The organism is Bradyrhizobium sp. CAR08 (genome assembly GCF_052871955.1).
Map to the genome: position 1 here is coordinate 44229 of NZ_JBIXJX010000007.1, position 25824 is coordinate 70052.

28 protein-coding genes are annotated in these 25824 nt (G+C 64.4%); 19 read left to right on the forward strand and 9 right to left on the reverse strand.

All coding sequences use genetic code 11. From position 1 onward, the window contains the following. Positions 1 to 78 precede the first annotated feature (78 nt). The 16 genes from ACIPUD_RS16155 to ACIPUD_RS16230 all read left to right on the forward strand — a co-directional run bounded on the left by ACIPUD_RS16155 (position 79) and on the right by ACIPUD_RS16230 (position 13901). Positions 79 to 462 (forward strand): hypothetical protein, encoded by a 384-nt coding sequence (locus ACIPUD_RS16155; protein ID WP_018457027.1) that lies wholly within the window; start codon positions 79 to 81, stop codon positions 460 to 462. Next, a complete protein-coding gene (locus tag ACIPUD_RS16160) occupies positions 459 to 1541 on the forward strand; it encodes a PHA/PHB synthase family protein (protein ID WP_446481140.1) in 1083 nt (360 codons plus the stop codon). The genes ACIPUD_RS16155 and ACIPUD_RS16160 overlap by 4 nt, the downstream gene beginning before the upstream one ends. Continuing rightward, positions 1538 to 2131: a GNAT family N-acetyltransferase gene (locus ACIPUD_RS16165; protein ID WP_166517674.1), complete on the forward strand. Its 594-nt coding sequence runs from the start codon at positions 1538 to 1540 to the stop codon at positions 2129 to 2131. Before ACIPUD_RS16160 ends, ACIPUD_RS16165 begins: the two co-directional genes overlap by 4 nt. A 202-nt stretch (positions 2132 to 2333) precedes the next feature. Then, complete coding sequence (locus ACIPUD_RS16170) at positions 2334 to 2789, forward strand: phasin (protein WP_204510614.1); 456 nt, start codon at positions 2334 to 2336, stop codon at positions 2787 to 2789. 165 nt (positions 2790 to 2954) lie between these two features. Further along, positions 2955 to 4241, forward strand: coding sequence for a DUF445 domain-containing protein (locus tag ACIPUD_RS16175; protein ID WP_018457023.1), 1287 nt, complete (start codon positions 2955 to 2957; stop codon positions 4239 to 4241). Positions 4242 to 4442: 201 nt separating this feature from the next. After that, complete coding sequence (locus tag ACIPUD_RS16180) at positions 4443 to 5213, forward strand: esterase/lipase family protein (protein WP_018457022.1); 771 nt, start codon at positions 4443 to 4445, stop codon at positions 5211 to 5213. Positions 5214 to 5305: 92 nt separating this feature from the next. Continuing rightward, positions 5306 to 6172 carry a phenylacetic acid degradation operon negative regulatory protein PaaX gene (gene paaX / locus ACIPUD_RS16185; protein ID WP_247363481.1) on the forward strand — a complete coding sequence of 289 codons (867 nt, stop codon included), beginning with the start codon at positions 5306 to 5308 and terminating at the stop codon, positions 6170 to 6172. Between the two features lie 76 nt (positions 6173 to 6248). Next, positions 6249 to 7241: a 1,2-phenylacetyl-CoA epoxidase subunit PaaA gene (paaA, locus tag ACIPUD_RS16190; protein ID WP_446481141.1), complete on the forward strand. Its 993-nt coding sequence runs from the start codon at positions 6249 to 6251 to the stop codon at positions 7239 to 7241. Between the two features lie 10 nt (positions 7242 to 7251). Beyond that, on the forward strand, positions 7252 to 7539 hold the full coding sequence (gene paaB / locus ACIPUD_RS16195; RefSeq protein ID WP_008136594.1) for a 1,2-phenylacetyl-CoA epoxidase subunit PaaB: 288 nt from the start codon (positions 7252 to 7254) through the stop codon (positions 7537 to 7539). Further along, positions 7539 to 8309, forward strand: coding sequence for a 1,2-phenylacetyl-CoA epoxidase subunit PaaC (gene paaC, locus ACIPUD_RS16200; RefSeq protein ID WP_085352161.1), 771 nt, complete (start codon positions 7539 to 7541; stop codon positions 8307 to 8309). The genes paaB and paaC overlap by 1 nt, the downstream gene beginning before the upstream one ends. Then, positions 8303 to 8806 (forward strand): 1,2-phenylacetyl-CoA epoxidase subunit PaaD, encoded by a 504-nt coding sequence (gene paaD, locus ACIPUD_RS16205; RefSeq protein ID WP_018457018.1) that lies wholly within the window; start codon positions 8303 to 8305, stop codon positions 8804 to 8806. The genes paaC and paaD overlap by 7 nt, the downstream gene beginning before the upstream one ends. A gap of 2 nt (positions 8807 to 8808) precedes the next feature. After that, positions 8809 to 9891: a 1,2-phenylacetyl-CoA epoxidase subunit PaaE gene (gene paaE / locus ACIPUD_RS16210; RefSeq protein ID WP_085352162.1), complete on the forward strand. Its 1083-nt coding sequence runs from the start codon at positions 8809 to 8811 to the stop codon at positions 9889 to 9891. A gap of 55 nt (positions 9892 to 9946) precedes the next feature. After that, positions 9947 to 10396 carry a hydroxyphenylacetyl-CoA thioesterase PaaI gene (gene paaI / locus ACIPUD_RS16215; RefSeq protein ID WP_204510616.1) on the forward strand — a complete coding sequence of 150 codons (450 nt, stop codon included), beginning with the start codon at positions 9947 to 9949 and terminating at the stop codon, positions 10394 to 10396. A 28-nt stretch (positions 10397 to 10424) separates the two neighbouring features. Continuing rightward, entirely contained in the window at positions 10425 to 11756 is a 1332-nt protein-coding gene (gene paaK / locus ACIPUD_RS16220; RefSeq protein ID WP_085352164.1) for a phenylacetate--CoA ligase PaaK, read from the forward strand. A 79-nt stretch (positions 11757 to 11835) separates the two neighbouring features. Beyond that, complete coding sequence (locus ACIPUD_RS16225; protein WP_446481142.1) at positions 11836 to 12840, forward strand: quinone oxidoreductase family protein; 1005 nt, start codon at positions 11836 to 11838, stop codon at positions 12838 to 12840. Between the two features lie 2 nt (positions 12841 to 12842). After that, the gene (locus ACIPUD_RS16230) at positions 12843 to 13901 is read left to right on the forward strand and encodes a YeeE/YedE family protein (protein ID WP_446481143.1); all 1059 of its coding nucleotides are present in this window, start codon (positions 12843 to 12845) and stop codon (positions 13899 to 13901) included. On the opposite strand, the gene ACIPUD_RS16235 is transcribed toward ACIPUD_RS16230, so the two are convergent. Further along, positions 13880 to 14794: a DMT family transporter gene (locus tag ACIPUD_RS16235; protein ID WP_446481144.1), complete on the reverse strand. Its 915-nt coding sequence runs from the start codon at positions 14792 to 14794 to the stop codon at positions 13880 to 13882. The genes ACIPUD_RS16230 and ACIPUD_RS16235 overlap by 22 nt on opposite strands. Positions 14795 to 14895: 101 nt before the next feature. Between ACIPUD_RS16235 and pdxR the strand changes: the two genes are divergently transcribed. Then, positions 14896 to 16326 (forward strand): MocR-like pyridoxine biosynthesis transcription factor PdxR, encoded by a 1431-nt coding sequence (gene pdxR / locus ACIPUD_RS16240; RefSeq protein ID WP_247368271.1) that lies wholly within the window; start codon positions 14896 to 14898, stop codon positions 16324 to 16326. Positions 16327 to 16336: 10 nt separating this feature from the next. Here pdxR and ACIPUD_RS16245 read toward each other — a convergent pair whose 3' ends face one another. From ACIPUD_RS16245 to ACIPUD_RS16260, 4 genes are all read right to left on the reverse strand, one after another. Next, positions 16337 to 17560, reverse strand: a complete 1224-nt coding sequence (locus ACIPUD_RS16245; RefSeq protein ID WP_446481145.1) for a bifunctional alpha/beta hydrolase/OsmC family protein — start codon at positions 17558 to 17560, stop codon at positions 16337 to 16339. Positions 17561 to 17585: 25 nt separating this feature from the next. Beyond that, entirely contained in the window at positions 17586 to 18248 is a 663-nt protein-coding gene (locus tag ACIPUD_RS16250) for a sulfite oxidase-like oxidoreductase (protein WP_446481146.1), read from the reverse strand. A gap of 54 nt (positions 18249 to 18302) precedes the next feature. Further along, entirely contained in the window at positions 18303 to 19526 is a 1224-nt protein-coding gene (locus ACIPUD_RS16255) for a cytochrome P450 (protein WP_446481147.1), read from the reverse strand. A 67-nt stretch (positions 19527 to 19593) separates the two neighbouring features. Next, positions 19594 to 19803, reverse strand: coding sequence for a ferredoxin (locus ACIPUD_RS16260; RefSeq protein ID WP_007607931.1), 210 nt, complete (start codon positions 19801 to 19803; stop codon positions 19594 to 19596). Positions 19804 to 19938: 135 nt separating this feature from the next. Between ACIPUD_RS16260 and ACIPUD_RS16265 the strand changes: the two genes are divergently transcribed. After that, positions 19939 to 20586, forward strand: a complete 648-nt coding sequence (locus ACIPUD_RS16265) for a TetR/AcrR family transcriptional regulator (RefSeq protein WP_018457006.1) — start codon at positions 19939 to 19941, stop codon at positions 20584 to 20586. Here ACIPUD_RS16265 and ACIPUD_RS16270 read toward each other — a convergent pair. The 4 genes from ACIPUD_RS16270 to ACIPUD_RS16285 all read right to left on the reverse strand — a co-directional run bounded on the left by ACIPUD_RS16270 (position 20583) and on the right by ACIPUD_RS16285 (position 24548). After that, the gene (locus ACIPUD_RS16270; RefSeq protein ID WP_018457005.1) at positions 20583 to 21233 is read right to left on the reverse strand and encodes an aspartate/glutamate racemase family protein; all 651 of its coding nucleotides are present in this window, start codon (positions 21231 to 21233) and stop codon (positions 20583 to 20585) included. The two genes, ACIPUD_RS16265 and ACIPUD_RS16270, sit on opposite strands and share 4 nt — an antisense overlap. Before the next feature lie 63 nt (positions 21234 to 21296). After that, complete coding sequence (locus tag ACIPUD_RS16275) at positions 21297 to 22310, reverse strand: amino acid ABC transporter substrate-binding protein (RefSeq protein WP_085352170.1); 1014 nt, start codon at positions 22308 to 22310, stop codon at positions 21297 to 21299. Between the two features lie 12 nt (positions 22311 to 22322). Beyond that, positions 22323 to 23672 carry an aspartate aminotransferase family protein gene (locus tag ACIPUD_RS16280; RefSeq protein WP_446481148.1) on the reverse strand — a complete coding sequence of 450 codons (1350 nt, stop codon included), beginning with the start codon at positions 23670 to 23672 and terminating at the stop codon, positions 22323 to 22325. A 3-nt stretch (positions 23673 to 23675) separates the two neighbouring features. Next, on the reverse strand, positions 23676 to 24548 hold the full coding sequence (locus ACIPUD_RS16285) for a MurR/RpiR family transcriptional regulator (RefSeq protein ID WP_204510624.1): 873 nt from the start codon (positions 24546 to 24548) through the stop codon (positions 23676 to 23678). An 86-nt stretch (positions 24549 to 24634) separates the two neighbouring features. Between ACIPUD_RS16285 and ACIPUD_RS16290 the strand changes: the two genes are divergently transcribed. Next, positions 24635 to 25822, forward strand: coding sequence for an amino acid ABC transporter permease (locus ACIPUD_RS16290; RefSeq protein ID WP_018457001.1), 1188 nt, complete (start codon positions 24635 to 24637; stop codon positions 25820 to 25822). The last annotated feature ends 2 nt before the right edge of the window (positions 25823 to 25824 follow it).

Genomic DNA, 25824 nt, shown 5'->3' on the forward strand with positions numbered 1-25824 from the left:
GGTTGACCGGCACCGCGCAACGGTGTGGTATGGCGAAAAAGGAAGGGCATCGAAGCTCTCGCTTTCAGGAGGACGCCGATGACCGACAAAAGCAACGACCCCATTGCCATGTGGCAGAAGATGGTTGGCGAGATGGAGAAGGGGTTCAACTCCTTCGCCAATCAGGCCATGTCGTCGCCCGAGTTTTCGCAAGCCGTGAACCGGGCCGGCGGCGTTGCTGCAGGTGCTCAGAAGCAGCTCGGCGACCTCATGGAGAAATATCTGGTCTCCATGAATCTGCCGAGCCGGGACCAGGTCACCGGCCTTGCGGAACGGCTACAGTCCATCGAAGGACAGATCGGTGAGATCAAGTCGATGCTGAGCCAGATGGCGGCAAGTTCCGGAATTTCTCAGGGCTCCGATACTGCATTGCGCCCGCCGCGCACCAAGCGCCCGCCGTCTGAAGGCGGAGAGAAGACATGAATGCACCCGCCGGATTAGACTTCGCAGGGATCCCGGAGCGCATCCAGTCCGAGGTGCAACGCGCCATCCAGAGAAGCATCAAGGGCGTCGAATATTTCTCGACGTCCGGCCCCACGCTCGGGTCGACGCCGAAGGACGTGCTGCATTCACGCGGCACGATGAGCCTCTACCACTATCGACCGATGTCCGACGAGATCTATCGAATTCCGATTTTGATCGTGATGGCGACCACCAATCGCGGTTACATTCTCGACCTCGTGCCCGGCCAGAGTTTCATCGAGTTCCTGTTGAAGCGCGGCTACGACGTCTACATGCTCGACTGGAGCGCGCCACGGCCGGAGGAGAAGAACCTCCGCATGGAGGATTATGTCCTCGACTTCATCCCGGACTGCATCCGCCGCGTGCAGCAGGATTCCGGCGAACAGGACGTCTCCGTCATCGGCTATTGCTTCGGCGGCGTGCTGTCGCTGCTCTACGGCTCGATCCACAAGGATGGGCCGATGAAGAATTTGATCTGCTTCACCACGCCGATCGACTTTCGCGAGATGAAGCTGTTCTCGAACTTCTCCGACCGTCGCTATTTCGACGTCGATCGCCTCGTCGACAGCGTCGGCAACGTGCCGCCCGAGATGATCCTGTCGTCGTTCGAGATGCTGCGCCCGGCCTCCCGCACCGTCAGCCAGATCCAGCTCTGGGAAAACATCTGGAACGACGAGTTCGTCAAATCCTACCGGATGTTCGACCGCTGGGCGACCGACACGCTGCCGCTGGCCGGCGAATATTTCCGCACCATCACCAAGGACCTGATGTGGGACAACAAGCTGTTCAACGACACCATGTCGGTCGGCGGCCGTGCGGCGAAGCTCGAGGACATCAAGGTGCCGTTCCTGCATGCGGTCGCCGAGCATGACCACATCGTGCCGTATGAGGCGGCAAAGCACCTGATCGCCAAGATCGGATCGGAGGACAAGGAGGAGGTGATGCTGAAGGGCGGTCACGTCTCGCTGGTCGCCGGCGCCAATGCGTTGAAGCGGCTGTGGCCGAAACTGGATTCCTGGCTGGGGAAGAGATCGACATGAGTGAGCAGCGTTCCTATCCGCGCCATGTGAAGACGGACGCGGGCGATATCGAGATCCGGCTGATGTCCCCGGCGGACGAAGCCGCGGTGCTCGCCTTCGGCAAGGGCCTGCCGACCCACGACCTGTTGTTCCTGCCGCGCAACATCAGTGAGCCGAAGGTGCTCTCCGCCTGGGTCAAGGAGATCGCGCGCGGCGCGATCACGAGCCTGCTCGCGGTCAGGGACGGCACGGTCGTCGGCTGCGGCACGCTGGTGCGCGATCCGCACTCCTGGTCGCCTCATGTCGGCGAGATCCGGATGGTGGTTTCGCTCGACGTGCGCGGGAAGGGGGTGGGAAGGACGCTGTCGCAGGAGACCTTCGCCCTCGCGCTCGGGGCCGGCCTCGAGAAGCTCTCGGTCCAAATGACGGTCGATCAGCAGGCGGCGATCACGCTGTTCGAGAGCCTTGGCTTCAAGGCCGAGGCACTGCTGCGCGACCATGTTCGCGACGTCGACGGCAAGACCCACGATATCGTCGTGCTCGGGCACAACATCGCGCAGGTCCAGGCCCAGATGGAGGCCTATGGGCTGCTTGGCGCCGTCCAGCATTGAGAACCGCTGGACGGTGTTCGGGAACCCGGATGGTCAGGGAGGCGCCAGATGCCTCTCAACATGGCTATTCACGGTTTCGTGATATCGCACTGCAATATGGATATTGCATCGCACAATTAACTATGGCATATAAGCCGTGCCCCGGGCCAAAACCGGACGGGGTGAGCCCATAGCTCAACCAATGAGGATGGAGAGACCCCCAATGACCACCGAAACCAACACCGCTTTCGAAGGCTTCAAGGACGCGTTCAAGAACATCCAGAACCTGGAAGTTCCCGAGGCCGCCCGCGAGTTCGTCAAGAAGTCCGCCAACACTGCCAAGGACCGTGCTGCCGAGGTGTTCGCTGGCTCCGAGCGCGTGACCGCCGCCGTCGAAAACGCGGTGACCGAGACCGTCACCGAAGCCGGCAAGATCAGCCGCAACATCCAGCAGGCGATCTACGAGGACGCCGAGGCATTCTTCGCGGGCATCGACAAGCTCGCGTCCGCCAAGTCGTTCAGCGAAGCTGTCGAGATCCAGTCCGGCCTGCTCCGCGCCCGCGGCGAAGCGTTCGTCTCGCGCGCCAAGGCGACCACCGACTATTTCGGCAAGCTCGCCGCTAACGGTGCGAAGTCCGCTCAGGACAATTTTGCCAAGGTCTACAACAAGACCGCCTGATACGGCCCCCTGAGTAAAAACTGAATTTGAGGCCCGCTTCGGCGGGCCTTTTGTTATTCCGCCGTAGCTGTCATTGCGAGCGAAGCGAAGCAATCCAGTCTGCCTCCTTGGAAAGACTCTGGATTGCTTCGCTTCGTTCGCAATGACGGATAGGGTGATGCTGTGATGACTCCATCAGGCGCCTTCTCTTTCGACACTCCCGGCGACGCCGAACGCGCAGCCGAATTGCGCCGCGTGAAAGCGCTGGCGACGCTGGTGCTGGGCTCGACGCTTGTCCTGTTCGTCGTTGCGAAATGGCTGCTGCCCGTACATCCCGTGTTCGGATTCATCGCGGCCTTCGCCGAAGCCGCGACCATCGGCGGGCTCGCCGACTGGTATGCGGTGGTCGCGCTGTTCAAGCGTCCACTCGGCCTGCCGATCCCACACACCGCGATCATCCAGAGCAACCAGGCCCGTATCGCCGACAAGCTCGGCGAGTTCATCCAGGTGCATTTCCTCGAGGCCGCTCCCGTCGAGGCCAAGCTGAAGGAGATCGATTTCGGCTCCTTCGTCGCCGACTGGCTGCGCGATCGCAAGCGCAGCGATGACCTCGCGCGCTTTGCGCTGCGCCTGCTGCCGGAGGCTGTCTCCGCGACCGAGAGCTCCGGTCTGATGACCTTCATCATCCGCCGCATGTCCTCGCAGCTCCAGGCCGTCGATCTGGCGCCGCTCGCGGCCGGCACGTTGCGCGGCTTCGTCGCGGAAGGGCGGCACCAGATCCTGTTCGACGATCTTCTGCGCGTGATGCACGAGACGCTGAACCAGACCGAGACGATGGCGATCATCCGCGAGAAGGTGCGCGCGGAATTGCCGACCTTGCTCAGGCTCTATCGCGCCGACAAGTTTCTGGTGAACAAGATCGTGGCCTCCGCCACCGCGTTCTTCAATGAAGTGCGCAGCGATCCCAAACATCCTTTTCGCGGCGAGTTCGATCGCATGGTGCTGAGCTTCGTCGACCGGCTCGGCACCGACCAGGCCTATATCGACCGCATCGACGGCTTGAAGCGCGATCTGCTCGCGCGTCCCGAGCTTGCCGATCTCGCCCGCACCGTCTGGGCCAATACGCGGTCCTTCATCGAACGTAGTGCAAGCGGCGAGACGCAGGTGCTGCAGCATCATCTCGCGGGCATGTGTGTCGCGGCGGGCGAAGCGCTTGCGGGCGATGCCGAGCTGCGCGGCGAGATCAACAAAGGGCTGGTCGCGGTGCTGCGCAGTTTCGTCGCGGACCAGAAGAGCGGCGTCTCGACCTTCATCTCCGATCAGGTCAAATCGTGGGATATGGCGCAGCTGATTTCGCTGATCGAAATCAACATTGGCCGCGACCTGCAATACATCCGCTTCAACGGCTCGCTGATCGGCGGGCTGGCGGGTCTTGCGCTTTACTCCGTAGAATTCCTGCTTCGATTGTTGTGACTTTTGCGTCACGGACGCTGGCATTAACGCGCGGGCCTATTGTGGCCCGGGGTGTCTCCCGCTTGAATGTCGGGAACCCGCTGCCTAGCTGATTCATGTTGCGTTGCGGAACGATCAAGAAGCCGGCGTGTTGGAATCCCATACCCATTTGCCGGCAAACAACCGGTGGCCTTTTCAGCAATTTTCCCAAGGGGACCATGGATGACCGCTACTGCCCAGACGCTGAGCCCGCCGTCTCGCACCCTGATGTTCCTGGAAGGGCGAGCGATCCACGAGTTCGGCGCCTTCCTCGGCGCGCTGCCGCTGCTCAGCCTCGCGCCGCGCGGCGATGGGCATCCGGTGCTGGTTCTGCCGGGCCTCGTGGCCTCCGACGGGTCCACGCGTGCACTGCGCACCTTTCTGTCCGGCAAGGGCTATGCGGTGAGCGGCTGGCGCCAGGGCCGCAACTATGGCCTGCGCGAGGGCGTGCAGCACGCGATGGTGGATCTGGTTCAGGAGCTCAGCGACAGGCACGGCCGCAAGATCAGCCTGGTCGGCTGGAGCCTCGGCGGTCTCTATGCGCGCCAGCTCGCCAAGATGATGCCCGACCGCGTACGCCAGGTGATCACGCTCGGCAGCCCCTTTGCCGGCGATCCGCATTCGACCAATGCCTGGCGAGTCTATGAATGGGCGAGCGGGCGGAAGTCCAACGAGGTCGACCCGCAGTTCGGCGGCGATCTCGCCGTTCCGCCGCCGGTGCCGACCACGGCGATCTTCAGCCGCACCGACGGCGTCTGCGCCTGGCAGGGCTGCATGGAGAAGACGGGCGCGCAGACCGAGAGCATCGAGATCGAGAGCAGCCATTGCGGCATGGGCCATCATCCCGCCGCCGTCTTCGCGGTGGCTGATCGCCTTGCGCAGAAGGAAGGCAGCTGGCGGCCCTTCGACCGCAGCGGCTGGCGCAGCGTGGTCTATCCCGATCCGCATCGGTAATTCTTTGCCTCTCTCCGTAAGAACGGGGCAAGGGAGAAGAGCGTCGCACCCGTCCATTGTCGTGCCCGCACCAAACGCGCTATGCCTCGCGCATGGCGCATCCGTTGTCCCGCATCATCGATCAGCTCAAGCGCGAGCCGTCGCGCACCGGCTCTATCGTCATCACGGTATTCGGTGATGCCATCGTGCCGCGTGGCGGTTCGGTATGGCTCGGCACGCTGCTGGAATTCTTCGAGACCCTGGACATCGACAGCGGCGTGGTGCGTACCGCGATGTCGCGGCTTGCTGCCGATGGCTGGCTGACGCGCGAAAAGGTCGGCCGCAATAGTTTTTACCGCTTGGCCGACAAGGGCCGCCAGATATTCGAGGCCGCGACGCGGCATATCTACGATCCGCCGCCATCCGACTGGACCGGGCGCTTCGAGCTGCTTCTGATCGGCAATGGCGAGGATCGCGATGCCTCGCGCGAGGCGCTCCGCAATGCCGGCTTCGGCAGCCCGCTGCCGGGCGTGTGGGTCGCCCCGTCAGGCGTGCCAGTGCCCGGCGAGGCCGCGGGCGCCATCCGTCTGGAGGTCTCGGCCGAGGATGACAGTGGTCGCCGGCTGCTCAGTGCGAGCTGGCCGCTGGATCGCACCGCGGACGCCTATCTCAAGTTCATGAAGACGTTCGAGCCGCTGCGCGCCGCGATCGCGCGCGGCAGCGACTTGTCCGAGGCCGACGCCTTCACGGCGCGCATCCTCCTGATCCACCATTATCGCCGAGTCGTGCTGCGCGATCCGCTGCTGCCCGAAAGCCTGCTTCCGGCGAACTGGCCAGGCAAGGCCGCCCGTGCGTTGTGCGGCGACATCTATCGCGCGCTGCTTGTCCCATCGGAACAATGGCTTGATGGTCATGGGACCAATGAAAAGGGGCCATTGCCGCTGGCGCGGAAACTCCTGGAGAGGAGATTCGAGACTTGATTGTTATGTTACAGAAATATCTTGCGTGATCTTATTCTTGTTATATATTGCCTCTCAATAAAATGGGAGGATGCGCATGTATACCCAGGCGCTGAACACGGCCGAGACCGATGATCGCGGCCTCGAGGATGCGGCCAAGGCTGCGCAGTTCCAGACGCGCATCGATGCCGAGGAGCGCATCGAGCCGAACGACTGGATGCCGGCGGCTTATCGCAAGACGCTGACCCGCCAGATCTCCCAGCACGCTCATTCCGAAATCGTCGGCATGCTGCCCGAAGGCAACTGGATCACGCGCGCGCCGTCCTTGCGCCGCAAGGCCGCGCTGCTCGCCAAGGTGCAGGACGAGTGCGGCCACGGGCTTTACCTCTATGCCGCGGCCGAGACGCTCGGCACTTCGCGCGAAGAGCTGGTCGACGCCATGCTCGCGGGCAAGGCAAAATATTCCTCGATCTTCAATTATCCGACGCTGACCTGGGCCGACATCGGCACCATCGGCTGGCTGGTCGACGGCGCCGCGATCATGAACCAGATCCCGCTGTGCCGCTGCTCCTACGGTCCCTATGCCCGCGCGATGATCCGCGTCTGCAAGGAGGAGTCGTTCCACCAGCGCCAGGGCTACGAGATCATGCTGACGCTGTGCCGTGGCTCGGACGAGCAGAAGGCGATGGCGCAGGATGCCTTGAATAGGTGGTGGTGGCCGGTGCTGATGATGTTCGGCCCGCCCGATGCCACCAGCCAGCACAGCGACACCTCGACGAAGTGGAAGATCAAGCGCTTCTCCAATGATGAGCTGCGGCAGAAGTTCGTCGACGCCACCGTGCCGCAGGCGCAATATCTCGGCCTGACCATTCCCGATCCCGGCATGATTCAGGACGCCGACGGGCACTGGCGCTACAGCGAGATCGACTGGACCGAGTTCAAGCAGGTGCTCGCCGGCAACGGCCCATGCAACCGGGATCGCATCGCGGCACGCCGCAAGGCGCACGATGAGGGCGCCTGGGTGCGCGAGGCGGCAGCTAGCTATGCCGCAAAGCGCGCGCAGCGTCGAACTGCACAAGCGGCAGAGTAGGGAGATCGCGATGGCCACGCCGAACACGCCGCTGTGGGAAGTCTTCATTCGCAGCCGCAACGGGCTCGCGCACAAGCATGTCGGCTCGCTGCATGCGAGCGACGCCACGATGGCCTTGCAAGCCGCCCGCGATATCTACACGCGTCGCGGTGAGGGCCTTTCGATCTGGGTGGTGCCGTCGACGGCGATCACCGCAAGCGATCCCGCCGAGAAGGGCATGATGTTCGAGCCGGCGGAATCAAAGATCTACCGCCACCCGACGTTTTACGAGGTGCCTGAGGAAGTAGGACACATGTGATGGCGAACATCGAGGTCTCCGAAACACCGCTGGTGCTCTACGCATTACGCCGCGCCGACGACGCGCTGATCCTCGGCCACCGCCTGTCGGAATGGTGCGGGCATGCGCCGATGATGGAAGAGGACATGGCGCTCTCCAACATCGCGCTCGACCTCATCGGCCAGGCCCGCGAGCTCTACACCTACGCAGCCAAAGCCGAAGGCAAGGACAACGACGAAGACAAGCTCGCCTACCTTCGCGATGTCAGGCAGTATCGCAATCTGCTGCTCCTCGAGCAGCCGAACGGCGACTTTGCCCAGACGCTGGTGCGGCAGTTCTTCTATTCCGCCTTCGCCGATCTCTACTGGCGCGCCATGATGACCTCGCGCGATACGACGCTCGCTGCGATTGCCGCGAAGTCGGAGAAGGAGAGTGCCTATCATTTGCGGCATTCCTCGGAGTGGATGATCCGGCTCGGCGACGGCACCGACGAGAGCCATGCCCGCGCGCAGGCTGCGATCGATCATCTCTGGGCTTTCACCGGCGAGATGTTTGCCGTCGACGACGGCGAGCACGCCTTGATCCATGCCGGTATCGCCGTAGACCCAGGCACCTTGCGGGGTCGTTGGCTGACGACACTTTCGGATGTGATCGGCGAAGCAACGCTCAAGCTGCCGCAGAACGACTGGATGCAGCAGGGCGGCCGCGTGGGCCGGCACAGCGAGCATCTCGGCCATCTCCTCTCAGAGCTGCAATCGATACAGCGTACCTTCCCGGGGCAGACATGGTGACGGTGCTGGAGCCCCATAGCGACCTGCGCCGACGGGCCTGGGATGCCGCGGCGAGCGTGGTCGATCCCGAAATCCCGGTTTTGACCATCGCCGATCTCGGCGTGCTTCGTGATGTCGTCCTCGACGGCGATCAGGTCGAGGTCGCGATCACCCCGACCTATTCGGGCTGTCCGGCCATGAACATGATCGCGCTGGAAATCGAGGTCGCGCTGGAGCGCGCCGGTTTCCGCAGTCCAAAGGTCCGCACCGTGCTGTCGCCGGCCTGGACCACCGACTGGATGAGCGAAGAGGGCCGCCGGAAGCTTCATGCCTACGGCATCGCACCGCCGCAGGCCTCGAATTCACGCCGCGCGCTGTTCGGCGAGCAAGCCGTTGTGTGCCCGCAATGCGGCTCGGCGAATACCGAGCTGCTGTCCGAATTCGGCTCCACCTCCTGCAAGGCACTCTGGCGCTGCAGGGCGTGCCGCGAACCCTTCGATTATTTCAAGTGTCATTGACCATGTCAGCAGTCGCACCACGCTTTCATCGCCTGGCCGTCAACGACCTCCGCCGCGAGGCGTCGGACGCCATATCGCTGACATTCGCCATCCCGACGGAGCTTGCGACCGACTACGCTTTCACGCCCGGCCAATACCTCACACTCCGCACCATGCTGGATGGCGAGGAAGTGCGCCGCTCCTATTCGATCTGCTCCGGCCCCGACGACGGCGAGATACGGATCGCCGTCAAGAAGGTTGATGGAGGCGCCTTTTCGAGCTGGGCAGCGGACGATTTGAAGTGTGGCGACGCGCTGGACGTGATGACGCCCACGGGACGCTTCGGCGTGATCCCGCCGGCCGGCGGCGGCCGCATCCATGTCGGCTTTGCCGCTGGGTCCGGCATCACGCCGATCCTGTCGATCGTCAAGGGCGTCCTCGCGCGCGAAGCCGACAGCCGCTTCTTCCTGTTCTACGGCAATCGCACGACCGACAACATCATGTTCCTCGAGGCGCTCGAAGAGCTCAAGGATCGCTTCATCGACCGCCTCTCGATCTTCCACGTCATCTCGGGCGAGGAACAGGACATTCCGATCCTGCACGGCCGGCTCGACGGCGACAAGGTGAGGGTGCTGCTGCGCTCGCTGGTACCGGCGGAAAGCGTCGATCACGTCTTCATCTGCGGTCCGTCCGGCATGAGCGAGGACATCGAGGCGACCTGTCGCGATCTCGGCATCGCGGAGGAGCGTATCCATGTCGAGCGGTTTGTCTCGGAGTTCGGTGGCAAGCCGCGGCCGAAGAAGATCGTTGCGCCGGACGCGCCGCCGAAAGCGATCGCGTCGCTGATCATCGACGGCAAGCGCCGCGACGTGCCGGTGGCAGAGGACGAGGCGATCCTCGATGCCGCGCTACGCGCCGGTGTCGATCTGCCCTTCGCCTGTAAGGGCGGCATGTGCTCGACCTGCCGTGCCAAACTGGTGGAGGGCGAGGCGCCAATGGACATCAACTACTCGCTGGAACCCTGGGAGCTGAAGGCCGGCTTTGTCCTGACCTGTCAGGCCAAGCCATCGTCGGAGCGGGTCGTGGTCGACTACGACCACGTTTGACAGTTTTAGCCAGGCAGCAGAACATCGTGTCCAAACAATCGGACGGGAGAAGCGCGTGAACGTCAAAGCCGCCTTGTCGCCCGAGGATATTGCCCGCGCCTGCGCCGATGCGATGTGGGCGGAGGACGATGCCTCCAAAGGACTCGGCATGGAGATCGTCGAGATCGGCCCGGGGTTCGCGACGCTGGCGATGAATGTGCGGCCGGATATGGTCAACGGCCAGCGCATCACCCATGGCGGCTTCATCTTCACGCTGGCCGATTCCGCCTTCGCTTTCGCGTGCAACTCGCACAACGACCGCGTCGTGGCGGCGCAGGGCCAGATCACCTTCATCAAGCCAGGCAAGCTCGGCGATCGCCTCGTCGCAAAGGCCCGCGAGGTCACGCGTGGCGGCCGCTCCGGCATCTATGACGTGCGCGTCACCGCCGGCGATACAGTCATCGCCGAATTTCGCGGGCATTCGCGGGCGATTCCCGGAAATTGGCTGCCGGCGCAGGATCAATAAAGAAAAGCAATGATACGGGGAAACGAGGATGGCTCTGACGAGGCTCAAGGAAGGTGGCAACACGTATAAGGCCGAGCTGGATGCGCACGAGCGTGCATCGCGCGACGAGATCATGGCGCTGCAGGTGCAGCGGCTGGCCTGGTCGCTGAAGCACGCCTACGACAACGTGGCGCACTATCGCAAGGCTTTCGACGCGGCCGGCGTGCGCCCGTCCGACTTTCGCGAACTCTCGGATCTTGCGAAATTTCCGTTCACCGTAAAAACGGACCTGCGCGACAACTATCCCTTCAACATGTTTGCCGTGCCCCGTGAGAAACTGGTGCGCGTGCATGCGTCCTCCGGCACGACGGGCAAGCCGATCGTGGTGGGCTATACGCAACGCGACATCGACACCTGGTCGGACGTGATGGCACGCTCGATCCGCGCCGCGGGCGGCCGCACCGGCATGATCATCCACAATGCTTATGGCTACGGTCTTTTCACGGGCGGGCTTGGCGTGCACTACGGCGCCGAAAAACTCGGCTGCACTGTGGTGCCGATCTCCGGGGGCATGACCGAGCGGCAGGTGCAGCTCATCAACGATTTCCGGCCCGATATCATCACGGTGACGCCGAGCTACATGCTGGCGATCCTCGACGAGTTCAAGCGTCAGAAGCTCGATCCGCGCCAGTGCTCGCTCAAGGTCGGCATCTTCGGCGCGGAGCCCTGGACCAATGCCATGCGCGGCGAGATCGAAGATGCCTTCGACATGGATGCCACCGACATCTACGGCCTCTCCGAGGTGATCGGGCCCGGCGTTGCGCAGGAATGCATCGAGACCAAGGACGGCCTGCATATCTGGGAGGATCATTTCTATCCCGAAGTGATCGATCCCGACACCGGTGCGGTGCTGCCCGACGGGGAGAAGGGCGAACTGGTGTTTACATCGCTCACCAAGGAAGCCTTTCCGGTGATCCGCTATCGCACCCGCGACCTGACGCGGCTTCTGCCGGGCACGGCGCGGCCCGGCATGCGGCGGATGGAGAAGGTCACGGGGCGCTCGGACGACATGATCATCCTGCGCGGCGTCAACCTGTTCCCGACCCAGATCGAGGAGGTTCTGCTCGCCACCGACTGGTGCGGCGGGCATTTCATTCTGGAATTGACTCGGGAAGGACGCATGGACGAGTTGACCATCATTGCCGAGGCGCGGCCGGAGAGTTGGGATGGCCGGGGTCTCCTCGACCATGCCGATCGGATCTCAACCCATATCAAGAACACGATCGGGATCAGCTCCAACGTGCGGGTGGTTGCGCCTGCGACGCTGGAACGCTCGCTCGGCAAGGCGAAGCGGCTCTACGACAAGCGGCCGAAGGATTGAGTTGATGGGATTGACTTGACGGATTGACTTGACCGCCCCCAAAGGCGACAAGGCCCGCGAGAAATCGCGGATCTTTTCCATGTCGTCAGCCGATCCCAAAGCCGTCGAGGCGCGCTGCGTCCGCCTCAATGCCAAGGCCGAGAACGCCGCTGGGATTGCACCTCGCGTCGAGCCTCATACGCTCGCGCGCGGTCCGAACGATCTCCTGATCGAGGTCAAGGCCGCCGCCGTCAATCCGTCCGACGTCAAGGCCGCGACTGGGCTAATGGCCTATGCCATCTTCCCGCGCACGCCGGGGCGCGATTACGCCGGCGTGGTGATCGACGGGCCCGCCGGTACGATGGGCCGCGAGGTGTTCGGCTCCTCCGGCGATCTCGGCATCCGCCGCGACGGCACTCACGCCAGCCATCTCGTCGTTGAATCCGACGCGGTGGTGGAGAAGCCGAAGACCGTGTCTTGGGAGGAGGCCGCCGGCATCGGCGTGCCCTTTGTCACCGCCATGGAGGGTTTTCGCCGCGCCGGCATTCCAAAGCCCGGGGAAACGGTGCTGGTGTTCGGCGCCAACGGCAAGGTTGGTCAAGCGGCGGTGCAGATCGCGACCTGGCAGGGCGCGCGTGTCATCGGCGTGGTGCGCAAGGCGGAACCTTATGAGGGCCACACCAATGCATCCATCGAGGTGATCGACGCTTCCGCGACCGACGTCGCCACACGCGTGCGCGAGGTGACCGATGGCAAAGGCGCCGACATCGTCTTCAACACGGTCGGCGATCCCTATTTCCAGGCGGCGCACAAGTCGCTCGCGCTTCGCGGCCGCCAGATCCTGATCGCCGCCGTCGACCGCATCGTGCAGTTCAACATTCTCGAATTCTACCGCGGGCAACACACCTATGTCGGCATCGACACGCTCGGCCTGTCGTCGATCGCGACAGGCGCTGTGCTGCGTGACCTCGGCCCGGGCTTCGCGAGCGGGCACCTGAAACCGTTTCCGATCAAGGCGAACGCCGTCTATCCGCTCGAACGCGCGAAGGAGGCCTATGTCGCCGTTGCAGGCTCCTCGCGGGATCGCGTGATCCTGAAACCTTGATCATGGATTCGTCTCCCCAACTCATCATCCTCGCCGGCCTCGTCGTCGGCCTGGTCTACGGCGCTGTCGGCCTGCTCAGCGGCTTCTGCCTGATGAGCAGCATGCGCGGCTGGTTGTCGGAGGGGGATGGGCGGTTGGTCCGAACCTATGCGCTGGCGATCGCGGTTGCGACCACAGCGAGCCAGTTCCTCGCCGGCACCGGCATGGTCAATCTCGGCAAGTCGATTTACCTGCAACAGTCCTTCTCGATGCCGGTGCTGTTTCTCGGCGGACTTCTGTTCGGATACGGCATGGTACTGTCCAACGGCTGCGGTTCGCGCGCGCTGGTGCTGCTCGGTCGTGGCAATCTCCGCTCCTTCGTCGTGGTGGTCGTGCTCGCCATCGCCGCGCAGATGACGCTCAAGGGCCTGATCGCGCCGGCGCGCATCGCCGTGGTCCAGGCCTCGCAAACCACGGTCAACGTGAATTCGCTGCCGTCATTGTTCGCCATGTTCGGTCCGGCTGAAGCGCTTTCGCGCGCAATGGCTGCTGCTGTCGTTGTCGTCACGCTGATCCTTTTTGCTTTCGCGCACCCAGCGTTCCGGCGTTCGCCCGGCCAGATTGCAGCCGGTGTCGTCGTGGGTCTCCTCGTCGCCGGCGGCTGGTTCGTCACCGGCTATCTCGGCGCGGATGATTTCAACCCCGTCCCCGTGACCTCGCTTACCTTCGTCGCGCCGATCGCGGACAGCCTGCAATATGCCATGCTCTCGACGGGCCTGACGCTGAATTTCGGCATCGCGACGGTTGCCGGTGTCTTCGCCGGCAGTCTGGTCACCGCGCTTGCGACGGGCCGTTTCCATCTCGAAGGCTATTCCTCGCCACGCCATATGCTGCGATCGGCGGCTGGCGCCGCGCTGATGGGCATCGGCGGCGTGATGGCGTTCGGCTGTTCGATCGGCCAAGGGCTCACCGGCGTGTCGACGCTCGCGCTCGGCTCATTCGTCGCTGTCACCGGCATCCTGCTCGGCACGACGGCGGGCTTGCGCGGGATACTGCGCGTTCAGACCTTCGCGGTAGCCTGACCACGCACCAGGCGATCGCCGAGCGTTGCGAGACCGATGCCGGTGATGATCAGCGCGGCCGCTATCACCAGGCTCATGTCGATCGGCTCGCCCAGCAGGATCGCGGCGCTGGCGATGCCGACGAGCGGCGTTGCGGTGGTGCCGAGCGAGGTCGTCAGGGCCGAGATGCTCTTATTCACCATCGACATCGCCCAATAGGCGAGCACCGTCCCGATCAGCCCGGAATACAGGAACAGCAAAACGAGTCTCCACGACCACTCCACATGCGGCAGGCCATCCGCGATGGTCGCGCTCACCGATAGCACGATGGTTGCCACGAGCACTTGCCAGATCAGAAGCTGGAGCGGCGAGGCAATCCAGCGATGGGCGCGGATATAGATAATGTTCGCGGCCCATGAGATCGCGGCCAGGATCACCATGCCGGCGCCGAGCACGACATTGGTGTTGGTCCAGTCGATCGAGGCCGGGTTCAGGATGACGATCAGGCCGATCAGGCCCAGCAGCGCGCCGGCGAGCTTCGGCGCCGTCAAAGTGTCCTTCCCGAGCAGCGGCGCGGCGATCGCGACCCAGAGTGGCGTGGTGTAGCCGAGCACAACGGCCTTGCTCGCGGGTAGGAAGCGCACACCGGCCGCAACCAGGACCGAGAACACGGTCATGTGCAGCAGTGCAACGCTCAGGACCACCGGGATGTCGCGACGCTCCGGAATCATCAGATTGTTGCTGAGCCCGAGAATCACGAACAATCCAGCCAGCGCGATCCAACTCCGGATCGCTGAAGCCCACAGTGGTGGAAGGAATTGGACGAGTTGCTTCGTCACCGACCAGTTTATGCCCCAAGCCAGCACGACGATGAGAAACAGGCCAACGGCTGCGCGGGGGGATAGGGAGTTCATTTCGGAGGTCCTTGAAGCAGTCCAGTCCAGCGGATAGCATCTCGTCTGGCACCTGAAACAGTGCCAGATCGGAAAGGAATAGGGTGCCAGTTCCGGACAGCATGATCTCCGCCCTGATCGACCTGAACCGGGCCGACGACGAGGGGCTGGTGGCTCAACTGACGAGCCAGCTCCGAAGCTTGATCGCGACCGGGCGTCTCGTCAAAGGCCGCACGCTGCCGTCGAGCCGTGGGCTTGCGAGCGATCTCGGCGTCTCGCGCAACACCGTCAGCTATGCGTTCGAGCAACTCGCCGCCGAGGGATATCTCGAAGCCTCGCACGGCCGCCGTCCGATGGTTGCGGTCGACGGCGGCGAGCGCGTCACAGAGGCTGGCGCCGTCGCATCTCGCATACGCCCTGGCAAGCCGCGGCTTTCGCCCTGGGCGTCGAGCCTCACGCAGACCGACTGGCCGATGTCTTATCAGGCGCGACTGAGACCCTTGCGTCCCGGACATGGCGATTTCAGGGAGTTTCCCAACGAGGTCTGGGCGCGCTGCCTGCGCCGCAGCGCTGTGCGCGCGGCGAGGCGCGAGCTCGGACCGGTCAATCGGCCGCGCCTGCGCGAGGCACTGGCGCATTATCTTGCGACCAGCAGGGGCGTGCGCGCGACGGCGGATCAGATCCTGATTCTGCCGAGCGCGCAGGCTGCGCTGACTTTGATCGCGGCCGCCGTCATCACCCCCGGCGACGATGTCTGGGTCGAGGATCCCGGCTATCCCGGCGCCGCGGCCGCCTTCCGCGCATCCGGTGCGCGCGTGATCGGGATGAGTTTGGACGAGCAGGGCATGCAGCGGATTCGTGGCTTGGCGGCCCCGACCTTGATCTTCATGACGCCGTCGCATCAGCACCCGACCGGCCGCCTGATGTCGCTCTCGCGCCGCAGGGAGTTTCTTGGCCTGAGCAGGCCCGGCAAGACCTGGATCGTGGAGGACGATTACGACGGCGAATTCCACTATGATAGCCGGCCGGTGCCGGCCTTGCAGGGACTCGATGCCCACGGCCGCGTGTTCTATGTCGGCACGTTCTCCAAGGTCATGACCTCGGATATCCGGCTTGGCTACCTCGTCGTACCGCCGGCCATGGTCGGTACTCTCGAGATCGTACAGCGGCACATCGGACTGATCGCCGCGAGCCACATCCAGGAGGCGCTGGCCGAGTTCATTGCCGACGGGCATTTCCTGGCGCATCTGCGCCGGGTGCGCCGGATCTATCACGCCCGCCGCGATCACCTCGTGGAGGGATTGGAGCGCCATTTGGGCGATGTGCTCTCTGCCGAAGTGCCCCCCGGTGGCATTCAGCTCGTCGCGCGTCTCAAGCGCGGTCGCGCTGATCAGGTGGCGGTCAAGCGGCTGGTCGAAGCGGGCGTTGAAACGCGTGCCCTGTCCGGCTTGGCACTGGGCAGGCCGCGCGACCACGGCCTGCTGCTCGGCTTCGCGGCCTGGCGCGAGAGCGAGATCACCGCGGCGGTGCGAACAATGGCGTCGTGCTTCTAGCGCAGTCGCGCTAATCCACGGCCTTGGTCACGATGCGGATTTCCGACGTCAGCGTCCGGTGCACCGGGCACTTGTCGGCGATCTCCATCAATTTCTTGCGCTGCTCGGAATCGAGCGCGCCGTCCATCGCGATGTCGCGCTCGATCTGGTCGAGCATGCCATCGCGCGTCTCGCATTCCGCGCAGTCTTTTGCATAGATCTTGGAATGCTTCAGTGAGACGGTGACACGATCGAGCGGCAACGACTTGCGGTTGGCATAGAGGCGCATGGTCATCGAGGTACAGGCCCCGAGGCCAGCGAGCAGGAGATCGTAAGGACCAGGGCCGGCATCCTCGCCGCCGGCGGCGACCGGCTCGTCCGCGACGAGCTGATGCGGACCGACGGAGATGGTCTGGTTGAACTTGCTCTTGCGGGTCTCCTGCACCACGACCCGGCGCGGCGCCTCGGGGAGATCCATCGCCTTCGCAGGTTTGGCCGCGTCGATGTACCGGCTCGCCCAGGCCGCGATCACGTCGGCTGCATAGAGCGCGTCGGCCGGCTTGGTCAGGAGATGATCGGCATGGTCGAGCGAGACGAAGCTCTTGGGATGCCTGGCGGAGACGAAGAGCTTCGTCGCATTGTCGATACCGACGGTATCGTCGACCGGAGAATGCATCACCAACAGCGCCTTGTGCAGGCCGGCGACGTCTTTCATCAGCTCGTGCTCGGCGACGTCGTCGAGGAATTCGCGCTTGATCCGGAACGGGCGTCCCGCAAGCGAGACTTCGACCTCACCTTGCGTGCGAATGTCGCCGAGATGCTCTTTGAAAAGGCCGGTGACGTGGGCGGGATCGGATGGTGCCGCAATGGTCACAACCGCCTTGGCTTCCGGGATTCGTCCTGCTGCCGCAAGGATCGCGGCGCCGCCGAGGCTGTGACCGATCAGAATCGACGGCGCCTTGCGGACGCTACGCAGATGATCGGCGGCGCGCACGAGATCGGCAACGTTGGAGGAAAACGTCGAATTGGCAAAATCCCCCTCGCTGGAGCCGAGCCCGGTGAAGTCGAAGCGCAGCACCGCGATGCCCTTGGCGGCCAGCGCGACCGAGATGCGTTTGGCGGCCAGCGTGTCCTTGCCGCAGGTGAAGCAATGCGCGAACAGCGCGAAGGCCGCGGGCTCGCCGTCAGGTAGCTCCAGCGCGGCGGAAAGCTGATGGCCGCCTTCGCCGGTGAATTGAAAGCGCTCTGTCGGCATGGGTTTCCCCCGTTCCTTGCTGAACCTAGTCGCCCGAATAGCGTTGCTCTGCCCAGGGATCGCCGCGGTTATGGTAGCCACGGACTTCCCAGAAGCCCGGCGCGTCCTCGGTCAGGAATTCGATCGACTGAACCCATTTGGCGCTCTTCCAGAAATACAGATGCGGCACGACCAGCCGTACCGGGCCGCCATGTTCGGCCGACAATGGCTCACCGGACCAGCTATGGGCAAGCAATGCGTCCTCGGCGGCAAAGTCGTCCAGCGCGAGGTTGGTGGTGTAGCCGTCGTGGGAATGTAGCACGACGAAGCGCGCGTCCTCGCGCGGCTGGCAGGCCGCGAGCAGCTCGCGCGTGGCGAGCCCCTCCCACTCATTGTCGTAGCGCGACCAGGTCGTGACGCAGTGGATGTCGGAGGTGAACCGCGCCTGCTTCTGGGCGGCGAACTCGGCAAAGGTCCAGAACACGGGGGTCTCGATTGCGCCGTAGACGTCGAGCCGCCAGCGCTCGCGCGAAACCGGTGGCACGACGCCGAGATCGAGTACCGGCCAGTCCTTTGTCAGATGCTGACCGGGCGGCAGGCGCTGATCTTCCGGGCGCGTGATCTTGCCCGTCAAAAAGCGGCCCTCGCGAGCCCATTTTTCCTTGGTGCGCGTCAGCTTGCTGTCGGGCGGCTCGTTATCTTCGGCCATCGGCTACTCGTGGCGGTGCAAGTCCGGCCTCTCCGTATCGCTGATTGGAGAGGTCTACATCGCCTTTCCAAGCAAAAATGGCAACTGGCGGGGGCCTCTGACGGTTCCTTTGGACCAGGTCACCGTGCCTGCCGGATCGAGGGCGAAGTCCGGAATGCGCTTCAGCCATTCCTCGAGCGCAACCTGCATCTCCATGCGCGCAAGGTTCGAGCCGACGCAGCGGTGGATGCCGAGGCCGAAGGCGGCGTGGCGGTTCTCGCGGCGGTCAATCACGACCTTGTCAGCATCCGGAAACATTTTCGGATCCCGGTTGGCGGCCGGGAAGGACAGCAGCACCATGTTGCCTGCCTTGACCGGGCAGCCTGACACCGTGGTCTCCTTGACCACTTCGCGCGCCATCGTCACCGGCGAATAGGCGCGCAGCAGCTCCTCCACCGCGGTCGGGATCAGCCCAGGCTCGGCGACTAGCCGCTCGCGGTCGACGGGCGTCCGGGCGAGGTGCCAGAGCGAGGAGCCGATCGCGCTCCAGGTGGTGTCGATGCCGGCAATCAGGAGCAGGCGCAGCGAGCCCAGCACATGCGAATCCTCGAGCGGATTGCCGTCCTTGTCCCTGGCATTCATCAGGTAGGAAATAAGATCGTCGGTTGGCTTGTTCTTGCGCGCTTCGATATGGGCGCTGAAATAGGCGCTCATCTCGTGCACCGCCTGGAGCAACGTGTTTTCGTCCTTGATGCCAAGTTCCAGGATCATGTGGATCCATCGGATGAAGAGATCGCTGTCCGTCTCGGGGATGCCGAGCATGTGTGCGATCGCGCGAACCGGAATGTGCTTGGTGTAGCGCTCTGCCGCGTCAAGTCGGCCTTCAGTGATGAAGCCGTCGATCAACTCGTTGCAGATCGCGCGCACCCGCGGCTCCAGCTTCTTCATCGCGTCCGGCGTGAACGGCGGCAGCAGCAATTGCTTGGCTGGCTTGTGCACCGGCGGATCGGACGTGATCGGCGGGGCGGAGTTTCTGCTGGTGATCTCCGGCCGAACGTCGCGGACGATGATGCGGCGCGAGGAGAAATGCTCGCTGTCGTTGGCGATCTCGCGCACTGCCTCATAGGTCGTCGGCATGTAACAGCCGAGGAAGCGTTCGGTATGCACGACCGGGCTTGCGGCGCGCAGCTCGTCCCAAATCGGGAAGGGATCTTCCGTCCATTGCGGATCGGTGTGGTCGAAATCATGGACCCAGTCGGTCACGGGCGGATGGGCGGTGGGCTGGCTGATGTCGGACATCTCGAAATCCCTTGAAATCCCTTGGGGGCTCGTGGTCGCGGAAGGCACGCGGGCAGAAGCGGGCGCGCTACTCCTCGATCACGTCGATCGCGATTTCCGGGCAATTGGACTTGGCGAGCCAGGCCTTGTCTTCGAGGCCGGGCGGGACCGTGCCGTCGCCGGCTTCGTGGGCGTTGCCGTATTCGTCCAGCTCGAACAGCTCCGGCGCCAGCGCCTTGCAGCGCGCGTGCCCCTGGCATTTGTCGGGATCAACGTGAACCCTCAGTCGCTCTGTCATGGCGGCTTCCTCGATCGTGTGCACTCCGGCCCGAAGGCGGCGCGCGCTCCCACTTGAGTTTTTGTTCAAGTTATAGGCTATTACATTCGCGGCAGGCTTCCCCTGTCAAGCGCAAACTTATAGGCTCTGCGCAACATGCGTTCACAACTTGCCCGCAAGCCCGAGAATACCTACCACCACGGCGATCTCCGCGACGCCTTGATCAAGGCCGCGCTGCGCGAAGCCGAGCAGGGCGGGACGGAGGCGATCAGCATCAAGGCGCTGGCAAAGCAGCTGGGTGTTTCGCAGCCGGCGCCCTACCGGCATTTCGCCGATCGCGAGGCGCTGCTTGCGGCGGTGACGGCGGAGGCGTTCCGGCAGCTCAACGGGATATTGCGGGCGGCGATGGCAAAGCCGTCGAAGCGGTCGAAGCTGTCGCTGCTGGCGCAGGCGACGCTGGATTTCGGCTTACGCCGCAATGGCATCTACCGCTTGATGTTCGCCTCGCGCACGGTGTCGTGTGCGGCGAAAGGCAGCGAGCTGCACGAAGCGACCCGCGAAACCTTTGCGCTCGTGGTCGACGCATTGGAAGCCCCGGCCGTTGATTATCTGCGCGAGCGGCAGGCGCTCAAGATCTGGGCGGCGGTGCACGGCGTGGTGATGCTGGCTGAGCAGGGACTGTTCACCGGCGAGGCGGCCCATGCCACGCGCGAAGACCTGGTCGAGGATTTTGTCAGTGAAACCAAGGCCGCGCTTGCGGCGGCGATCAAAGGCGCGCGGCGCCGGAAACAGGCTGGCGCTTAAGCCCTCGCCGCCAACAGCTTCATCAGCTTCTCGACGGCGCTGTCGGGCGTGGTCACGACAGGGCGGCCGGTGGCTTCTGCCACGAGAGGCGCGGTTGCCGCGATGCTGAACTGCGCGAGCGCGACGACGTCGCAATCGCGCAAATCGCGTGCGGCTTCCACGATCAGCCGGTCATGCGTAGCGCGGTCGCCACGGTCGAGCGCGGCCAGCGCGCCTTCGGCGAGTTTCGGCACGATCTGGACGGAGGCCGGAAATTCCGGCGGCATCGAAGCCAGCGTCGGCGGGAAGGTCGAGAGCAGGCCGATCCGCCGGCCCATCGTCATCGCGCGCTCGATCATGGCTTCGTTCGGCTTGAGCACCGGCATCGGCGCATGTGCGCGCGCAACCGCCTCGATGCAGGAACCGAAGGCCGAGCAGGTGAACAGGATCGCGTCCGCGCCTGTCGCCGCGGCGTAGTGGCCGAGCGCAAGAAAGCGTTCGGTCATGGCATCGTTGAGCTTGCCGTCACGCGCCAGATCCGACGACAGGCTGTCGTCGAGCAGGTTCATCAGCCGCGCTTCCGGCCACACCTTCGCGAACGCAGCTTCGATCGGGGCGATGGAATGCTTGAGGGCGTGGATCAGCGCGATGCGAGGAGACTTCGTCATTGAACGTTACCTGATGGAAGGTTGCGTGTCCCGGACGCAACGCGTCCGGGACACGCAAAACGTTTACTTAAACGGCACCGCGTACATCAAGCCGCCCTTGCTCCAGAGACCGTTGAGGCCGCGCTCGAGCTTGAGCGGGCTCGCCTTGCCGACATTGCGCTCGTAGATCTCGCCGTAATTGCCGGTGGCCTTGATGGCCGTGACCAGCCATTTGTTGTCGAGCCCGAGCCGCGAGCCGAGATCGCCGGAGGCACCGAGCAGGCGTTGGATCGCGGGCGTCTGCGACTTCGCCATCTCATCGACATTGCCTTGTGTGACGCCGAGCTCTTCGGCCTCGATCAAGCCGTAGTGCAGCCAGGTGATGATGTCGCTCCAGACCTCGTCGCCATTGCGGGTGAAGGGGCCGAGCGGCTCCTTGCTGATGGTCTGCGGCAGCACGACGTAGTCGGCCGCGTTCGGCGCCGCGGTCGTCACGGCGCCAGCAAGCGCGGAAGCGTCCTGGGTCATGGCATCGCAGCGGCCGCCGAAGAAGGTCTGGTACATGGTGTCGACGCGGTCGAACACCAACGGCTTCCAATCGATGCCGTTGGCGCGGCCGTAATCGCCGAGCGTGACCTCATGCGTGGTACCCTGCGCGACGCAGACGGTGGCGCCCTTGAGGTCCTTGATCTCCTTCACGCCGAGGTCTTTCTTCACGACAAAGCCCTGACCGTCGTAGAAGTTGATTGGACCTTGCCGCAGGCCCAGCGTGACACCGCGCAGATAGGTCTGCGTCGAGTTGCGGTAGAGCACGTCGATCTCGCCGGACTGGAGCGCGGTGAAGCGGTTCTGCGCGGTCAGCGAGACGTAACGCACCTTGCTGGCATCGCCGAGCACGCCGGCGGCGAGCGCGCGGCAATAATCGACGTCGAGACCCTTGTAGTTGCCTTGCGAATCCGGTGCGGAGAAGCCGGCGAAACCGGCGCTGACGCCGCATATCAGCGTGCCGCGGCTCTTCACCGTGTCGAGCGTTGCCGCCGACGCCACCACCGTCGACGCCGCGAGCACGCCGGCTATGATAACCACTTTCCTCATCATGCTTTTCTCCCCTCAGTGATTGACACGACGCAATACGCTGTCGACGGCCGTGCCGAGCTTGTCGACGATCAGATCGATCTCCTCCGCGGAGGTGATATAGGGCGGCGCCAGCAGCACGTGGTCGCCACGGATGCCGTCTGCGGTGCCGCCGCCGGGATAGCAGCCGAGGCCGTTGGCGAAGGCCTCCGCCTTGATCTTCTGATTCAGCTTCAGCGCGGGATCAAACGAGGTTCGGCTGGCGCGATCGGCGACGAGCTCGATCGCCCAGAACAGGCCGCGGCCCCTGATGTCGCCGATATGGCGGTGATTGCCGAAGCGCTCGGTGAGCCGCTGCTCGAGCCGCTTGCCGCGCTCCTTGACCCGGTCGAGCAGGCCGTCCTCGCGGATCACGTCCTGCACCGCGAGCGCGGCGGCGCAAGCGAGAGGGTGCGCCAGATACGTGTGGCCGTGCAGGAAGGCGCCCGAACCTGAGCGGATTGTGTCGATGATCTTGCCGCTCGCGAGCATTGCACCGATCGGCTGGTAGCCGCCGCCGAGACCCTTGGCGATCGCCTGGATGTCGGGTGCCACGCCTTCCTGCTCCCAGGCGTGCGTGGTGCCGGTGCGGCCCATGCCGCTCATGACCTCGTCGAGAATGAGCAGCGCGCCGTGTCGGTCGCAGATCTCGCGCACCGCCCTGAAGTAGCCGTCCGGCGCCGTGACGGCACCTGCGGTGGCGCCGACGACGGGCTCTGCGAGGAACGCGGCGACGGTGTCGGGGCCAAGCCGCTGAAACTCGGCTTCGAGTTCGGCGGCGAGCCGCGCCACGAACTGCGCGTCCGATTCACCATCGTGCTTCTCGTGATAGGCGAAGGCCGGGGTCACATGGCTGAAGGCGTTGGAGAGCAGCGGCGCGTAGGGCGCGCGGCGCCAGGCATTGCCGCCCGCCGCGAGCGCGCCGAGCGTATTGCCGTGGTAGCTCTGCCGCCGCGCAATGAAGTGCTGCCGCTGCGGCTCGCCGCGCTCGATGAAATATTGCCGCGCGAGCTTGATGCTGGCTTCAACCGCTTCCGATCCGCCGCTGACGAAATAGGCGTAGGCGAGGCCACCGGGCTCGTGGCCGACCAGCGTCTCGGCAAGCGCCTCCGCCGGCTCCGACGAGAAGAAGGCTGTGTGGGCATAAGCGAGGGTCGAGGCCTGCTTCGTCAGCGCCGCGATGACGCGTGGATGCTGGTGGCCGAGGCAAGAGACCGCCGCGCCGCCGGAGGCGTCGATCACGCGGCGTCCGTCCTCGGCAAAGAGATAGACGCCTTCGCCGCCGATTGCCTTGGGCGGCGTTTCGCGCAGCGAGCGATGCAGCACGCGGCTGGTGCGGGCGGCCATGGGTCAACCTTTCTCTGATACGTAAGTTGAAGCCGCGGCCAGCCGGGCCTCGGTATTCTCCAGGCGCTTTTTCGCGGCCGTGCCGCCGAGCGAAAACGTCACGGCGGCGAGCGATTGCGCGATCGCGATGGCGCCGGTGAGGCTCGGGAAAAAGCCGGGAGAGGAGGCCGCCTCGAACAGCAGCACGTGGTCGGCACCTTCAGCCATCGGCGCCGATGGGCTATCGGCGATCGCGATCAGGGCCGCGCCGGCACGATAGGCGGCCTGCGCGACCCGGACGCTCGCGTGGGTGTAGGGCATGAAGCCGATGACGATGACGGCCTCGCCGGGCCGGAACGCGCCCATATCGAGATCGTCGGGGCCGGACGCGCCGACGAGCTGCACCTGTTCGGGACGAAACAGCCGGAGCTCGTAGTTCAGCAATTCCGCGACGCTGCGGCAGCTTCGGTAGCCGGTGATCCAGATCCGCTTGGCGTGGTGGAGTGCGCGCGCCGCCTCCGCGATCGGCCGGGCCGGGATGCGCGGAAGGCCGGCGGCCTCGGCCTCCAGCTTGTCGGTGATGAGCGCGACATCGGCGTTCGGGCCGTGGCGGCGGCCCTTGGCGCGGCCGGAGAAAGGCGCTAGCTGCGAGGGCCGCCGCGCCTCCGTCAACGCCGCGCGCAATTCATCCCAACCCGAATAGCCGATCGCCTTGGCAAGCCGCGTGAACGCGGCGGGATCGGCGCCGGCAACCGCTGCGAGATCGCGCATCGAACGCGTGGTGGCGTCGTAATCGTTGGCTGCAACGAAACGCCCGACCTCCTGCAACCGCATCGGAAGCGATGGCAATGCAATGCGCAGTTCGCTCAGTGGCGAGGATTTCGCGGGCTCGGCCATGAAACATTTGTTGCACGAAGCTGAGTTTGGTGCAACAGTTGACGTGCGCTGCCGGAAATCGCCGTCTTGAGAAGGATTTTTGTGCTGTGACGTCAGACGGTCCGAGACCGCCGCCGCGCCGTCGCTTCTTCGGCGCCTTCGGGCAGCGCGAGCTGAAAGGCCTGTTCTGGCAGGTTCTGGTGGTGGGGATCGTAGTCGCGGTCATCGTGTTCCTCTGGTCCAACACGGTCACCAATCTCTCCGTGCGCCGCATCACGACCGGTTTTGCCTTCCTCGGCCGTGAGGCCGGCATGCCCATCGCCGACAGCCTGCTCGCCTACAATCCGAGGGACTCATATCTCTGGGCCTTTGTCGTTGGCATCGCCAATACCCTGCGCGTCGCCGTGATCGGAATCGTGCTTGCAACGATCCTGGGCACGGTGATCGGCATCTCGCGGCTGTCGGCCAATTGGCTGCTGTCGCGGCTCGCCGCGGTGTATGTCGAGACGCTCCGCGACATCCCGCTGCTGCTCCAGCTCCTGTTCTGGTACGTGCTGATGCAGGCGCTCCCGGCCGCGCGCGCGGCATGGCGGCCGATTGAGGGCGTGTTCCTGTCCAATCGCGGGTTGATCCTGCCGGCGATTCCCATCGGGACGCCGCAGCTTTGGGTGCTCGGCACCGCAGTGCTCGGACTTGTCGTGTTCTATGTGATCCGGCGGCGGCTCATCGCGCAGCAAATGCGCGACGGCAAGCCGCGGCCGGCCTGGCCTTTTGCACTCGGCTTGCTCGTTGTGCTGCCTGCGGCGGTGTCCGTGCTGCTGGGCGTGGCCTGGACGATCGAATGGCCTGAGTTGCGCGGCTTCAACTTCGTCGGCGGACTGACGCTCGCGCCGGAATATTTCGCGCTGCTGATCGCGCTCGTCACCTACACCTCGGCCTTCATCGCCGAGATTGTGCGCAGCGGCATCCAGTCGGTGCCGCGCGGCCAGTGGGATGCCGCCAACGCGCTGGGACTGCGCCGCAGCTTCATGCTGCGGCAGATCATCCTGCCACAGGCGCTACGCGTCATCGTGCCGCCAATGACGAGCCAGTACCTCAACCTGACCAAGAACTCTTCGCTCGCGGTGGCGATCGGCTATCAGGACGTGGTCTCGATCGCCAACACGACATTGAACCAGACCGGGCAGGCGATCGAGGCCATTGCCTTGATCATGGCGGTGTTTCTCACCATCAGCCTCGGCATCAGCTTTTTCATGAACTGGTACAATTCGCGCATCGCGCTGGTGGAGCGCTGACC